This is a genomic window from Haloferax sp. ATB1 (assembly GCF_000730175.1).
Genome location: NZ_JPES01000022.1, coordinates 25688 through 40238, shown reverse-complemented (window position 1 = coordinate 40238; position 14551 = coordinate 25688). Strand labels below are relative to the sequence as shown.

Below are 14551 nucleotides of genomic sequence, written 5' to 3'. Positions count from 1 at the left end.
ATCTGAAAAACAAAACGTTAGACGCCGATATAAACATTCAGAATCGCCAACAACTCAAGGTGTGCTTTTACATCCTGAGAGGGTGCCGCGTACAGACGAGACGCCTCGCAAACTACCAATGGCGACGAGACGGATCTGCGAGGGCGGCTTCGACGAAGACGTATCGAACCACGAAACGTCGTGTCCCGAATGCGACGGACAAGTGAGAACGAATGCAGTAGAGACGATCTGTGAGGGTTGCGGACTCGTCATCGACGAACAAAAAATTGACTACAAACCGGAGTGGCGGTCGGTCGAAGACGACGAAGAAACTACGGATCGAACAGATGCATTGCTCACCGTCATACCTACTCGAAACATTCTCGTTACTATACAACTACTTTCAGACATATGCCGGGTATCGAACACGGATACGAACGAGGTGTCAAGAGTGTTGTCGGGGCGCTGATTGTTGGCGTCATCGTTGGTCGAGTTGTTCCAACACTTGTTGACGCAGGACTACTCCCATCAGGATCATTCTCAGGACTTGTGGTCCTCTCAATCTTTACCGCCGTGATGACTGTCGATGCGTCCCGCTACTGGTCTTTCGGCTATCTCGCAGGATTTGTCATTGGTGTCTTCCTCGCTCTGCCTCTACTCACTCAGACCGAATTTATTGGTCCAACTGACTGGCTACTGTATAGCGGGACGGCAATTGGGGCAGTTGCTCTCCGAGTCAAAATACACAGTTCATCCATCTGAGAACACAAGTTAGCGAGTTCTCTAGTGTGTCTACAGGACAGAGAAGGCATCAAACTACTGAAACAGAAAGTAAGAGGGTAGTACCTATCGATATCGATAGCTGAATTGTCTAAGAAACGGTCTAGCACGATGGAGGACCCGCCAATATCTCGATTACACAAATCCCTTGAGTTCGGCGGTAATGTTGCTCGACAACCCAATTTACGAGATTGAGGAATTCGAGCTACATGACCTGGATTTCCCGGACCTAGTGAATGAAATCGCCGAAAGCGATGAAGAACGCCAGTTGACGGAATAAACTAAGGTCGTAGCTGCGCGCACGGCGAAGCAGGACCAAGGCCCGAGCGGGGCGAGTTTCTCCTCGTACCCCATACGAACTTCTGCGTAGTATTTAGCGGCTTCTTCCAGTTCCTTTGTGGAATCCGAGTTCGGAGCAAACATTCGGTAGACGTGCGCAGCAAAAGAGTATCACGCAGCAACGAAGAACGGGTTATCTGCCTGTTCTATACTGTCTCCACACTCATGGATGAACTACTACTTCCACCACTTCGTCGACCTGATTCAGGGAGACTCTTCCATCGAACAGACTACTATGGAATCACTGCAGCAGCACAAGGGAACCGAACGTCACTGGATCGCCCACCATAGATACGGGGACCTACCCGAGACAAGGGTGGAAGACGTCCGCGAAACTCTGCTAAATCTGATCGGCGAATTGTTCTCTCAAAGTTGAGTCAGGCTGTTATTACCGAGTCAAGTGTTGTTCCAAAAATTCTCTGTCCATCTGATTATTTTCTGCTGCGAACTGGTCCGCTATATCTAATGCTGTTTGAAGTGAATCGTTTCCTGCTGCTTCAGCACTTTCGTACAGTCGAGATCGGTTCTGTTCTTCGCTATTGCGTGCAATAGCTGACCAATCCTCGCAGGAAACAGTCTCTACTAATTCGTCATAGAGTTCTATAGCAACCACTGGATAGGAAATGGACTGTTCGGCAAACCACTCCTCCATCCGCCGCCAATGGTGATTTTTGTGGGCAACGAATGGAAGAGATCGGATAATAAGTCGATCTTCCTCTTCCACTGTCGTTTTACTCGAATTCCTTACGCAGTCAAGGAACTGATAGACTTCCTCACCACTCGCCTCATCGTCGGGATCAAGAGTGTCTAACCGCCATGACCAGAGCTCTCTAATCTTTCCCCACTGTTCTTCAACATTGTCATTTCCCATTGACGAAGACATTGTTGACGCTAATTCCTTTGCTCCGTCGCGATCTACCATATGGTAGAACTGTCGTATGAGACTGTCCCTATCGGTGATGTCTTCATCTTCGAACAGATAGATGGAAGCGACGTGTGCGGTTGTCGAGCGCACCGCGATTTGATACCCCTGATCCTCGTCTATATCTATGAGATTGAGTGCGTGTCGGTAGTATGGGCGGAAAGAGTCATCATCCCAGTATCGATTACTTGCTGTGTAGGAGTTCCACGCAGCAATAAACCGTTGTCGACCATTCTGGTCAGTGTCACGAGGGAAAATATCTGTAAGATGCTCTTCAATCAAATCTGGATCAAGAGAATATAGGCGCCCAAACCGGCGTCCGATTACGGATCGAACCGCGAGTGAGGGATCCTCAAGGATCCGATCCCGGATTGGGTCGAAGATATCCTGGGAAAGGTCGTCCTCGGTGCGGTCATCCTGCCAGCTGAGGTAGGTAATGTACGCGTTCACAGCCATTGGTCGGACACTGTTGATCGCTACTTGGACGGGGTCACCATGTCCAGCCATCCCCTCCGGAGGCTGGTCTCTATCGGCATCTGGGTCCGGGTCAGTCAGTAAGGTTCGTAGAATCGATTTAACGGCTGACTCAGTACCGGCTGGGAATTCAATTGCATCCGCTGCAATCCCTTTGTTTATCAGCTTTGCCAAGTTTGTTCGGACCTGTTTACTCCATGAGGTCGGTGATGCGATAATCACTTGGCCGAGTTCAATAATGGACTCCCAAGGAAAAGTTTCTCCATCGTCAACGAGTTCGCTGAAGGCCCGAAATGCGGCTTCAGCATATCGTGGGTTCGCGTCTTCCAACACCGATATTTCACGCGCATATCGCTGCGGATCCTCCATAATCAGCTCTCGAAGCTGGCGGGAGAACCCTAGATAATTCTGTTCCTCGAGTTGATCGTCCTCCAGTGTATCCCAAAGATCAGATTCTGGCGGTTCCCACTCGACTGCGGTCGTCAATACTTTCTCGGCAGACTGTTCACGGAGTTCCTCGGTTTCGACGGGCCCTCGTTCGCGAACTATCCCTCCGCTCACCGTTGTCTGAGGGGTTCGCGACGGTAGTCGATCCGGTTCACCATATTTCTCTACCAATTCATCAAGCTGATCAGTATACTCTCCCTCCAAATGATCGCTGATCATGTACAACCGGTCTCGTCGCCATGTCTCACGAATCCGCTGTTCGAAGTAGCTTGCTGGTTCTTCACCTCGTTCAGCCATCCGTGCCGCTTGATCCTCTACTGAATCGGTGTATGGCCCGTCTTGAATAATCTCACATACTTGGGTTTGAGCAGCGTCATCCAGGTATTCGAACCCTGAACTGAGGACCAGATAAAATTCGTACTGTGATTGGTGTTCGCGGTAATTCTCCGTCGTCGTCAATTCGTCTTGAATGGTTTCCTCGAATGATTCCGGGTGCTCGCTGAGGACATAGAAGCCAACGCGTCGAAGAAGGGTAGGTCCAGATAGAAGTTGCTCAACCAACTCGTTTTGCTCGTTTCCTGTTGTATTCTCAGCCACCCAAGCAGGAACCGCCCGTACAAAATATTCCAGAAGAATCTCTTTGAGGCTGCCTCTGTTGTCCTCGACATAGTGCAAATCAGCGAAAGAGGTACGTGCCGCAACCGGCCCCGCTCTGTCATCGCGTTGATCGAGAGCCGCGGTGAGCTTCGAGGCGAACACCCCAATCAGTTGTTCACCTCGTTCGTTGATTAAGTCGTCAAAGTTCTCGTCAAGCATTGTTGTGAGATTGTAGCGTACCATCCCCTGGTCAATGTCTAACTGGTCCCCATCTCGGGGTTCCAGGATGGCTTCAAGCATTTCAAGTGGAACGTCGTATTCACCGTTTTCAGCCAGATATGAGGCTAATCGCAGCGTGTGGCTGGCAAGGTATCCGTATGCTTCGTCGTCTTGGATCCAGGTTGCTCCTTGTTGCCCGATTATCGCGGCATCATCGACTGGGAGGTCCCGACCAATGGAGATGAGGAATCGGAGTGTTCGGTTATCGTCGGTGTCGATTTCTTCAGCTACACGTCGGATGAACTTTGGTTGTGTCTCTGTGATTCGTCCTAGATAACTAATGAGATTACTATCTGGGTTGGTGAATGCTCCGTCTTGAAACAGTAACTCAGCCCAAGATTGGTTCAGATCGGTATCGTAGAAATCGTTCGCCATTGCACAGCTTGCATCAACGCTGTCAAGAACCGACTCAACGATCTCGTCTGGAAGTTCAGCTGCATCGCGTTTTTTGAACTCGCTAATAAGCAATGACAAGGGATAGAATCGGAGGCCATCATCAGCAACGGTCTCTTCGATAAGTTGCGCGATGAGACCGGGTTCTTCATTGATAACGTGGTCTGTGAGATGGGTTGACCACGATGTGACGTAGTCGACTTCGGTTTCGAAAGTCCGATTCTCGCCAACAAGTTGGATTAATTTCTCAGCGTAATAGATACACGCGCCTCTGCGGGCGATGTCAATGTGGTCGGATCGCTCTTGCAAGATTCGCGGAAGACATCATGGACTTTGAACGTTTGGAGGCCGTCTGCATTCCGACCAATTGTTTGCACGACGGTCCGCGTACTCAGGGAATCGAGGATATCACCGACGGTGACGCGGTCAAATCCATATTCCTCTGAAACAACCTGTGTGCAGAGTTCCTCATTGAGCTCATCTAACGGTGCTGTTGCCAAGAGGAGGCGGCGTTCATCAGGCTCTAAGAAGGCAAAATACCGTTGTTCGATCTCTTGTTGTACTTCTCGTTCTGGGATGTCGGGAAGCTCCTGTTCAACGTCCGACTCGGCCAATAACCCGATGTACAAGGGGTGACCGCCTAACTGGTCATGAATCGTACGTACTCGTCCGGCAGAAATTTCTGGGAAAACATCTTGAAGAAAGGTCACAGTCTGTTCTTCGGTAAACATCGAGAGCGATACAGCTGTCTTGAGGTCATCCCATGCAAGTCGACCGGCTGTGATGAGAACCACCTCTGCTGGAAGGGTGTCATCAGCTTCTTGAATCGCTCCTCGAATCGCACGCTCATCGTCACTCAGTTCATGAACGTCGTCAATACATATGAGCAGCCGCTGACCCTCGGGGAATAATTCGCTGAGGCCCAGTAAGGAATCCCGATATCCAAACTGTGCTCGTGATGCTTCGGCTTCCACGCTTTCGAATGAGACACCGGCTCCGCCAACTGGTGAGCTGACACTGAGTCCGGCAAACTGTCGTCCCTCGTCTTTCTTGTCTTCAGGGAGTGCCGCAAAGAGCGCGTGGCAGATCTCGCGAAATAGGTCATTGAGACCATGGTTTGCCCGTATATTTCGCATATCTGCATCAAGATCGGCCAGGCCACCGGTTATTACCCGTTCAAGAATTGTTGTTTTCCCAACGCCTGGCTCACCAAAGATATGAATCGGACTCTCTCTCTCTTGGATATATTGGACTATGATTTCCTCTTCCGGCCGAGAAATAGAATCTGCAAGAAAAACACTGGCCTCTGTCATTACACAAGGATTCTCAAAGCACCCTTTTCAATATTTGCCCCAGATTACCACCCTACATAATATGTTCCTTCTTGTTAACTTTATGTAATTTAGAACCTCTCATCCATTGTGAAGATCAGAATTTGAGTGGTTTCTCTTCGCCCCTCAATGAGTGAGGGGCTCGGTGTTGAGGCGATTTACCCGTACTCCGGTGAGACACATGGCGACGAGAGATATCTACGAAACGAGCTTCGACGAAAACGTCCAAACGGAATCGAACGCAAACCAATGTCCCGAGTGCAACGGGCGGGTCACTACGAACTCTGTCGAAACGATCTGTGAGGACTGTTGCCTAGTCATCGATGAGCAACGAATCGACCATGACCCTGAATGGAGAACCCACGTTCAGGAGCAGCGAAAGCGAACAGGCGCCCCACTGACTGCGGCTCGTCACGAACGGGAACAGAATCGTGGGCGGTTCCAGTCGAAAGCTGAGCGAAAACTCGCACACTGTCTGGGCGAAGTTCGAAGAACCACACGCGTCCTCGAGCATTCAGGTTCGGTATCAAGCGTGTCAGCCATCCCAGAGTGCTCAGAACGAAGACCTGCTTCGAGGCCGATTGGTCGAGGCAGAAGTGGTGTCAGATGGCTGGTGGTTGCACGCTAATTCACGAGTTCACTCTCACTCGGTTACCGGTGAGTTCGTGAGGAGGACAGCAGCGGAGATTGAATTCAAAGCGGAGGCAGCCGGGTACGTTGGCGGGTGGAACTTCGGGCACGACACGAGTAGCACGGTGTTTGACCGCGCCACATAGCTGATGAGGATACTGAAACGTACAGGAGATATTTACACGAATTAGTGAGGGGTTGAGGCAGAATTTTCACGACGCCATATCCCGGATGACATCAGCGCCGCCGCCAAGCCGGTCGTCTGAGTTGGGGAGGTTCTCGATAGCGGTTTCGATGCCGACAGCGAGTGAGTAGCGGTTCGTAACGCCCTTGCCCTGTCCCCGGCCAGTGGTCTTCTTCTTGAGGATGTTCGAGTGTGAGAGGTTATTCAGCTTCTCCCGGTAGCGTCGGTCAGAGAGACTCTCAACGCCGTACTGAGCGCAGATCTGTTTGTGGTAGTCGTAGAGCTTGTTCGTCTCTATCCACGTTGCGTCGTCGCGAACCGTGTAGTACGTGACGGCCATGAGTGCTATTTTCGCGTGTGTTGGGAGGGAATGGATTCCTCGTTCGACGGCCCTCCGTTCGATGTAATCGCGTGCATCACGAACGTGCTGTTCGGTCACGGATTGCTCTCCAGCGTCGTCGGCGAGTCGGCAGGCGCGGAAGAGCAGCTTGATTGCTTGGCGAGCGTCCCCGGAATCGGCTGCCGCGAAAGCCGCTGCCAGCGGGATGACGTCTGGTTCGAGTACATCACTGACCAGGATTTTGTCGTCGATTCCGTTGGTCGCGACAGTAGGGCGGGAGTCTTCAGCAGCCCTGTCGACGAACTCTGTATCTGTGAGCCCCTTCGCTGCACGGCGAGCGAGAATCGCGCGGAGTTGGTTCGCGTTGTAGGGTGAGAACTCGATCTCGTCTTCTCCAAGTGAAGAGCGGACGTCTGCGTTCAGGTTCTCCCGGAACTGCAGGTCGTTCGTGATTCCGATGATCGAGAGTCGGACGTCATCAAGCTCGAGTCGAGGAAGCTCATACAGTACGTAATCGTCGTCGCCGATGGCGTCGATCTCGTCGAGAATCACGATGATTGTGCCACCAATTCTGCGGAGTTCCGTCGTGACCATCTGGAAGAGCGCCTTTTTCTGGTGTCCTTTCGGAAGCTCAGCACCGGGGCCTCGAAGTTCTTTCACCAGATGGGTGAGTAGATGGTAGGACTTGTCCAGCCCTTTGCATTTGACGTTCACCACAGTGACGTCGATTCCCTGCTCATCGGCGAAACTCTGTAGTTGGTGAGTTTTGAGATTGATTGCGGCCGTCTTTCCCTGCCCAGTGGGGCCATAGACGAATACGTTGAGTGGCGTTGACCCCAACGTGGCGGGACGGAGAGCACTGTGGAGTTCGTCGAGTTCCATCTCGCGCTCTGGAAGCTCACGAGGACGGTACCCCTTGTTTGGGTTCAACACGTCCATATCGTCGAAGATTGTCTGCTCCTCGCCGAACTCTCGCATGGGTGATCTCTCGGTGGCGACTACATATAACCCCCATGTCCAGTGACGCCAATGAGAGAGGGGTGCATCTACTGACAAACAGTTCGTTCTCACATAGGAGGGAGAGGGGGGTGCGTCCAGTGTACACTCTCGAAGACCGAAGAGAGTTCAGTCGACGCCTATTCCCGTGGAAAGTACTAAGTAGCGGCCTATTCAACCGGTACCGTATTGGATATAGAGTCGGGTGAATGGGGCCCTTTCGAAGTGTGGAGTGACGGAGACGCTCAGCAAATTACATTGGACGTACCCCCCTGTCTGAGGAGTTGTTTCTGGGGTTGCCTCTGTACGTCTCGTTACACTGGACGCACCCCTCCCTCCCCAAGCACTCGTTGCGGCGAAGAGTCGCTCCCGACATTCTCAATCCCGGCCTTGCCTGCGGAAACCTCGTATGCTTCAACCGGCAGCGCAACAACGGATGTCGGGGTTGTCGACAACTCCACAAGGTTACCTTCCCGGACTTTGTCTTTCAACCACACAATCCCGTCAACCGAGTTAGAATTCTCCGGGAACGCAGACGTGTGATTGTGTAACCCGATATTAGCTGAGAAAATGAGACCCGCGCTACGACCAGCCAGCCTCTAGACGCATCACGTCGTCACGGAGGTCCTCTATCGTCTCCACGATGTCGTCATCCTCCATCGTCTCCACACGTCGAACCGTCAGTTCCTCCCGGAGCAGCGTCGTCGTCCGGCTCACGATGTTACTGTTAGACGGTGGGTCGTCGTACGTACCTTCTTCCTTGATATCGTTCAGTGTGTCGTGACAGAGGAGATCACCACAGGCATGTGTAACGGGGGTGTACCGCGCGAAGTCGTGGTCCAGGATATCGTTAGCGAGCTCCTGGAAACTGAGGACTTGCTTCGTTCTACTGTAGTCCCGATCCTCTACTTCTCCCGATTCACCTTCCTCGTAGGTGAGCTCAGCACCCCACCAGATTCGGTGAAGTGCGTTAGAGTAGGCGTCGGTCCCAGCCTTCAGGAACTTCTCTTCCATGTTACCCGGACTCTCTGGGTTGAAGACGTGGTCCCACCGGTAGTGAACGAACTCAGGGAACCGAACGACACAGAGGAAGTGCCACAGCCCGGCGTCTGCCGCCTCGTTACGTGTCAGATCGAGTGTACGGTGGAGTGTCGGTGCTAGCTCGGCGTCGATAATCGAGTCCTGGGCCTGGATGTCGTCGTCAGCACGAATCTCCTCAATCCGCTCGTCAACCGGACTCAAGTCTATGGACCGACCGAGCGGTTGTAAGTACGGACGGAGGTCGTCCTCTGTGAGTTCTCGCTCGCCAGCGAGGAATCGATTGTCGATCATCGGATGGGCTGCGCTCTGCAGGTGGAAAAGTTCAGTCGTCACTTTGGATCGCCTCCTCGATCAGGTTCGTCGTATCGGACGGAATGTTGTAATGCTGATGCACCGCACGTTCGATCCGCTGAACGAGGTCTGGGATATCCACGTGGCTCCGAACGTCCTCGGCAAGTTGAATCGCTGCCTCTTCATCATCAAGGTCCGGGTACAAATCGTCCAAGAAGATGTCTAATACGTCTTCCTGCCAGCCATACTCTGGTTCGCCCGTGTCGGGACTCGTGTCGTGTGCTGTCTGCATCAGAAGCTGCGTCCAGACGGAGTGCTCGATGTAATCGTAAAGTACGTCACGTAGCCGCGGTGGTCCGCCCGTAGACCCCGTGTTTTTCAGAACTTCAACCACCTGTGGGTGTTCCCTGTTCAGATATAACTGTGGGTTACGAGGCGCCTCTAAGCTGAGATAGTGGATGTGGTTCTCGTTAGGGAAACTGTCGTAGTCGCTGAAGTCCTCAATGATCGGCATGAGAAGACTCCCGCCATCATCCCTCTCGTCGAGTCGAATAATCCACGAGAACCCGTCAGCGACCCGAGCGCCGACCTTGGACGCGTGCTTCGATCCACTAGAGCCGCCCTTCTCCGTTCTGGTGAGGTACGGCTTGATTTTCACTCGTCCACGGTGGTCGTCACGGTTGATGCACAAGGTAAACTCGTGGCTTCCGCCATTTAGTGGTGAGTCGGCGAGGATTTGCCGGTCTCGAGTCATTGCGAGGGGATTTTCCTTCACCAGTGCGAGACGACCCGGTGTCTCTTCCCACTCGTTGAACGGGAAGACTTCCTCAACAGTATCCTGATGGACGGTAACCGTACCATCCAACTCCAGAGTCTCCCAGTTACCTTCGTCCACTAGCGACAGGAATTTATCGTCCTCGTCGAGGTCTCCTCTATCACCCAGAGGGGCACCATCTAGATGGAATGATTCGACATCGAATTCGAGTGCCTCTTCATGATACTCGTGGGGAAGAGATTGGCTAACTAAGCTACCCGTCTGGACTTCTTCTTCCGCTTCTTCGTCTGGTTCGGCTCCTTCGACCTCCCCGTTGACAGTCGCCATTACTCGTCCCTCCGTTCTGCTACGTCAACCGACACCTTCATCCTGGTCTCGACCTGCCTGTGATCTTTTGTCGACACGCCCTCGAAGGAGACCTTCGATGTCCCAGGAGCTGGCTCTAACCGTCCCACTTGGACTCCCTTCTGCTCCGGAAGTGAAATCGACACCCCAGCAGTATTTGACGAGATATTCTGTACGGGAAGACGGTCCGTAGTCGCTCTCTCCTCTGCCATCCGAATCAGTGAGACGGTGACAGCCCGTATCTCGTTACGATCACTCAAAGGCTCCACCTCGCCGTTGAACGACCAGTGTGTATACACCTCGTCGAACGAGATGTTCGTGTCTCCGGTGACACGCTGACTACTCGGTGACTCACGATCTGAACGACCCCCTCGTGATTCGTTCCCGATCTTGAACCGGTTCCCAAGACGCTGGGGTCCGGTCGCACCTCTATCAACGTTGGGCGCGACGAGTCCACGTAACGTCTCGGTTACGTCAGACTTGATACCCTCTACTGCAGTCCGGAACCCCCGAGAGTAGCTGTTCGCCAGTGTCTCCGTTCGCACCCACTCGTCGTGTTGCGGTGGCTCTGCAGCGGTCAAGAATTCCTCCACGATAGTGTCTGCGTCCCCCGGACTCTCATCACTGCCCCATGGCCGCGCACGTCCACCGAGGAGGACAGCGTGGAAGGCCTGGTTCCCGACGACGACTCGGTCTCGGTCGTAGTACTCAACGACCATCCCCGCACCTCGGACGAACGCCACCTCGTTCCGATGCTTATACTCACCAGTATCTGTACGTCGAACCAGCAAGTCGAGTTGGCCATCTGCACCGCCACCACCGTCGCGTTTTTCGGGGACGTCGAGTGCGATCTCAGCCTTGGCGACATCCCCGGGGTCGTCCAACTGGCTGACCGAGTCATCACGGTCGTCCAAGCAGCTCGTGAAGGGCTTGTACCGAGGATACTCGTCGATGCTTGCTTGCTTCGTCTCACCTTCCACTTCGACTGCGACCTCCAAATCACCACGATAAACTGCCGGCCAGAACCACTCGATTGCCATCTCCGTGATCTGGTCTGCCAACTCTTCGTCGTCGAGTCGCTCTTCCGCTGTGGGCACGCGGAAATCCACGACCTGGATACTCGTTCCCGGTTCATCCGGACGACTCAACTGGAGGCGATTCGCTATCGATTCGGCTTCATCTCCCCAGATGGACTCCGGCCTCGCACCCTCCTCGTCTCCGTTCAGATTGCCGTACCAACCGTGCCCTTGGTAGACCGTATCGCCGTCCTCCGACTTGTGCGTCGGCAAACGTGTCCGGCCGATCAACCGGGGGGACTGGTCTGTCGCTTCGGGGTCGCTCAGCGTTGAGTTGAACATGACGAGTGATAGGCCCGAGTACAGCCAGAGGACGGCTTTCCCCAGACCGTAACTCCCACCTGCGGTATCCCCCGACTTACTGCTGAATAGCACGTCACGGACCAGCGCGGTGAAGTTTGATTCGTCGGCGTTCTCCTCACCGAGGAGGCCCTCTGTGTTCTCGTCTTCGATAGTTAAGATACGGATCTCCTCGTTGTCTTTGATCCGCTTGATCGCCTCAGCGATGTGTTTTCCGCTCTTTGTGTCTGTCGCTAAATTGGCGTGCTCGGACCATGTCTCGATATCGAGTGCTCTGAGGTACTCTATTGCCTCGTCGCCCCGTAAGGATTCCAACTTGAACGTTACCCGCGCCGGCTGGTCGTTTTCCAACCGCGCGTCGTTCGAGTTCTGCAACACTTCACGAACAAAGGTCTTCAGCCCAGGCTCACCGTGCGACATCGCGTACTTTGCGACGTCGTCACCGTAACGAGCATCAGTCGGCCTGGATGTCGTGAATCCCCACTTACCGCTCATCACAACACCTCACCGGCACTAGCGAATATGGCAGCAGACATATCGGAGAAATGTGCGCTACGATTCATAATTGGCACAAATCTCCCGCGCCGACATAAATGTGTGCAGTGTGTTGTCGGTGGAGTTGCCCGATTAAGGTCAGAACTGTGCCTCAGGGGGAGCACCGGTTGCCAAGTAATGTGCACCGATGAGGTCGTAGCGGACTTCACTGAGTTCACGGGACCGCCGCCGTGTGTCGGTACTTAGCCCGTTGAGGTTGACGACAGAGAAACGTACTTCGTCTCCATACTGATTATGTAGAGTGAAGAGGCGACCTTCTATCGATCCTGTCGTCCCGACCTCTTCGAGTGTTCGGTCCCACTGTTCTCCCGCTTGGTCCTTCCGCCACAGCCGAAACGCGTGAACACCACTACTGTCGATCATATTTCGCTCAGAGAGCGGACGGCTCTCGGTCCAGTTGAGCCCCAGCCAGTCCGAGGCGGTCACGTCACGCCAAGGCCGCCACGACGGCACAGTAAACGAGGACCGTTCTGCGATGTCTCGTAGCTCGTGGAGCAATTCTCCATGAGACCCTCCCACGTGCTCCGCGGGCTCTCGGTTCAATTGGACCATAGGAGTCCAGCCGGTTTCCCGCCGGCAAATCGCCAACAGTGTGGCTTCGATTGCGCGGCGATGCCTCTGTTCCGACGATATCGGTGGTGTCGTGACAGAGACCTCCATCTCACCTCCAACTATCTCGGTGATTTGCCGAAGGAGCCGCGCCGCACCATGTCGGTCTCCAGTCTGTGGAGTTGATTCGATTAACCCAGCTGGCAGGTCGATACCTACCCGCTGTCGAACGCCTCCTTCCGACCCCGATTCCCCCACGTACATCAAACCGGGGAGTTCCGTGTGTCGAACTCTGTAGAGACCCGGACGACGTGGCAGCTCGTCACGGAGTGTTTGCCAATCTCGAAGGTTGAACCATCTTGACCACTTGAGTCCCATCCATTTAATCGACTGAGGCTCCGGGTTGAGTCGGGTGAGTGGTCCAGGGACGTCAAGAGTCCGTGTCTGCTCTAAGCTTTGCCGCGTAGTCCGGTCGACTGTAGCGAGTTCCGACTGCACAAGTGACTCGGGTATTGAGAGTATCCGGGCGATTGCGTCACTACCGGGGACGTATTGTGAGAGAATCCACGTTGTCGCTTGACGATTCGTCAGTCTGGTTCTTTCAACCACCGTGATGATGTCGTCTATAGCATCTGTGGGGAACTCCGAACACGAAACAACGAATCCGTTACCGCCTCCGACTTCTCTGTCTCCAACCACCGCCCTGACCTGCCTGTCGTGGGCGGTTGCGGCGGCGGCGTGGCCGTCTTCTGAGAGTCCGATTCGTTCGGCAGCAGCGTCCCAGCACCCATCCGCCTCGGCTAGTACGTATAACAACCCGTCGTCACTCCGTCCCACTGGGAGAGGGTCAAACCCGGTGAAGAGAGTCTCGACATTTACGACAGAGGTACTCCGTACTTCTCGTAAAGCTCTCGCGAGAGAATCCGTCTCCACGTGGTACTGAGCGGCGACAGATTCGACGATTTCGCGGGAAATGGGAACCCCAGCGAACGGGTCCCCGACGTACGACGTGTTTGACTCATGGTTCAGATACACGTGGCACTCCTTCTCACTCATCAGACTGTACCTTCAACCGAAACCGGCGACCCACTTGTTCGTACCGGAGATTCGTTTTGTCGAGCGTCAAAACTCGTCTAGCTTGCGATTACTCTCACTCTTGCGCTTGCGGTCCATTCGCTCGTCGTAGTCGGAGTAATCCACGCGTCCCTCTGAGACGCCCTGTTCGTCCTCGTACACCATCAACCACTGCCGAACCAGGTAGTAGATGAACGGTGCGGGAATCGCGTTCTTCGCTAGATGGCTCTTCGGATACGGGCCTGGTGGGTAGTTTTTAACCGCCGCCCACCACTCTCTGGATCGCTCAGAAAAATAGAACGACGAGGTTTCTGCTTTGTCGGAAGGCCCATCTGTCGTCAGGAACCTCCGCTCGCGGGGTGGCTGTGGTACCTTGAACGAGGTCTCGAAGGCGCGCTTGTACTCAATGGGCATACCGAACATTCGCCCGTTCAACACGACGGGGTTCTTGAGTGGTGCGCGCGGAACGTTCTCGATGATGTAGTGGTCGCAGTACTTTTCAGCGAGTATCCGTGCGCTAGGGATCATATCCTCATGCTCATCGGGATTCCCTGAGATGCTCGTCGTCGCGGCCCACCGTGAGCAGACCGGGTGGAACACTCCAAGATCGAACCTGACGTCGTCCTTGATGGGGAAGTCCCACTCCTTGTCCTCAATGTGAGCGTCCGCTTTGATTGGCGTACTCTCGTTCGTGTCCTTGGGGTCGATTCCAACACGAATCACGTTCCCGAAGTCATTGAGAACCTCTGATTCCGTTCCGTAGTCCGCGAAACAATGGAGGATGAGCGGCTCTTCGCGTGTCGATTCATCGTCCGTAGTCACGCAAGACCACCTGGTACATACTCAGCGGCCTG

The 14551-nt window shown here is 53.9% G+C and carries 10 protein-coding genes and 1 pseudogene; 3 read left to right on the top strand and 8 right to left on the bottom strand.

Annotation, left to right across the window (positions count from 1 at the left end):
• The first annotated feature begins 118 nt into the window (after positions 1–118).
• Entirely contained in the window at positions 119–448 is a 330-nt protein-coding gene (locus ATB1_RS03790) for a TFIIB-type zinc ribbon-containing protein (protein ID WP_042662340.1), read from the top strand.
• Positions 391–741 carry a hypothetical protein gene (locus tag ATB1_RS20215; protein WP_082256257.1) on the top strand — a complete coding sequence of 117 codons (351 nt, stop codon included), beginning with the start codon at positions 391–393 and terminating at the stop codon, positions 739–741. Before ATB1_RS03790 ends, ATB1_RS20215 begins: the two co-directional genes overlap by 58 nt.
• Positions 742–1486: 745 nt before the next feature.
• On the opposite strand, the gene ATB1_RS03780 is transcribed toward ATB1_RS20215, so the two are convergent.
• Together ATB1_RS03780 and ATB1_RS03775 are read right to left on the bottom strand one after the other, a co-directional pair.
• Positions 1487–4519, bottom strand: a complete 3033-nt coding sequence (locus tag ATB1_RS03780) for a hypothetical protein (protein WP_128081378.1) — start codon at positions 4517–4519, stop codon at positions 1487–1489.
• Complete coding sequence (locus ATB1_RS03775) at positions 4450–5523, bottom strand: ATP-binding protein (RefSeq protein ID WP_042662337.1); 1074 nt, start codon at positions 5521–5523, stop codon at positions 4450–4452. The genes ATB1_RS03780 and ATB1_RS03775 overlap by 70 nt, the downstream gene beginning before the upstream one ends.
• A gap of 199 nt (positions 5524–5722) precedes the next feature.
• On the opposite strand from ATB1_RS03775, the pseudogene ATB1_RS20210 reads away from it, so the two are divergent.
• Positions 5723–6134 (top strand): annotated as a pseudogene (locus ATB1_RS20210) (TFIIB-type zinc ribbon-containing protein); the annotation flags it as partial.
• 249 nt (positions 6135–6383) lie between these two features.
• Here the strand turns inward: ATB1_RS20210 and ATB1_RS03765 are convergent.
• The 6 genes from ATB1_RS03765 to ATB1_RS03740 all read right to left on the bottom strand — a co-directional run bounded on the left by ATB1_RS03765 (position 6384) and on the right by ATB1_RS03740 (position 14519).
• Positions 6384–7673 (bottom strand): Cdc6/Cdc18 family protein, encoded by a 1290-nt coding sequence (locus ATB1_RS03765; protein ID WP_042662335.1) that lies wholly within the window; start codon positions 7671–7673, stop codon positions 6384–6386.
• Between the two features lie 600 nt (positions 7674–8273).
• On the bottom strand, positions 8274–9065 hold the full coding sequence (locus ATB1_RS19680; RefSeq protein WP_128081377.1) for a DUF6339 family protein: 792 nt from the start codon (positions 9063–9065) through the stop codon (positions 8274–8276).
• On the bottom strand, positions 9055–10125 hold the full coding sequence (locus ATB1_RS03755) for a hypothetical protein (protein WP_042662334.1): 1071 nt from the start codon (positions 10123–10125) through the stop codon (positions 9055–9057). Before ATB1_RS03755 ends, ATB1_RS19680 begins: the two co-directional genes overlap by 11 nt.
• A complete protein-coding gene (locus ATB1_RS03750) occupies positions 10125–12014 on the bottom strand; it encodes a hypothetical protein (RefSeq protein ID WP_128081376.1) in 1890 nt (629 codons plus the stop codon). Before ATB1_RS03750 ends, ATB1_RS03755 begins: the two co-directional genes overlap by 1 nt.
• A 138-nt stretch (positions 12015–12152) precedes the next feature.
• Complete coding sequence (locus tag ATB1_RS03745; RefSeq protein WP_042662333.1) at positions 12153–13679, bottom strand: hypothetical protein; 1527 nt, start codon at positions 13677–13679, stop codon at positions 12153–12155.
• A 66-nt stretch (positions 13680–13745) separates the two neighbouring features.
• Positions 13746–14519: a hypothetical protein gene (locus tag ATB1_RS03740; protein WP_042662332.1), complete on the bottom strand. Its 774-nt coding sequence runs from the start codon at positions 14517–14519 to the stop codon at positions 13746–13748.
• Positions 14520–14551: the final 32 nt, after the last annotated feature.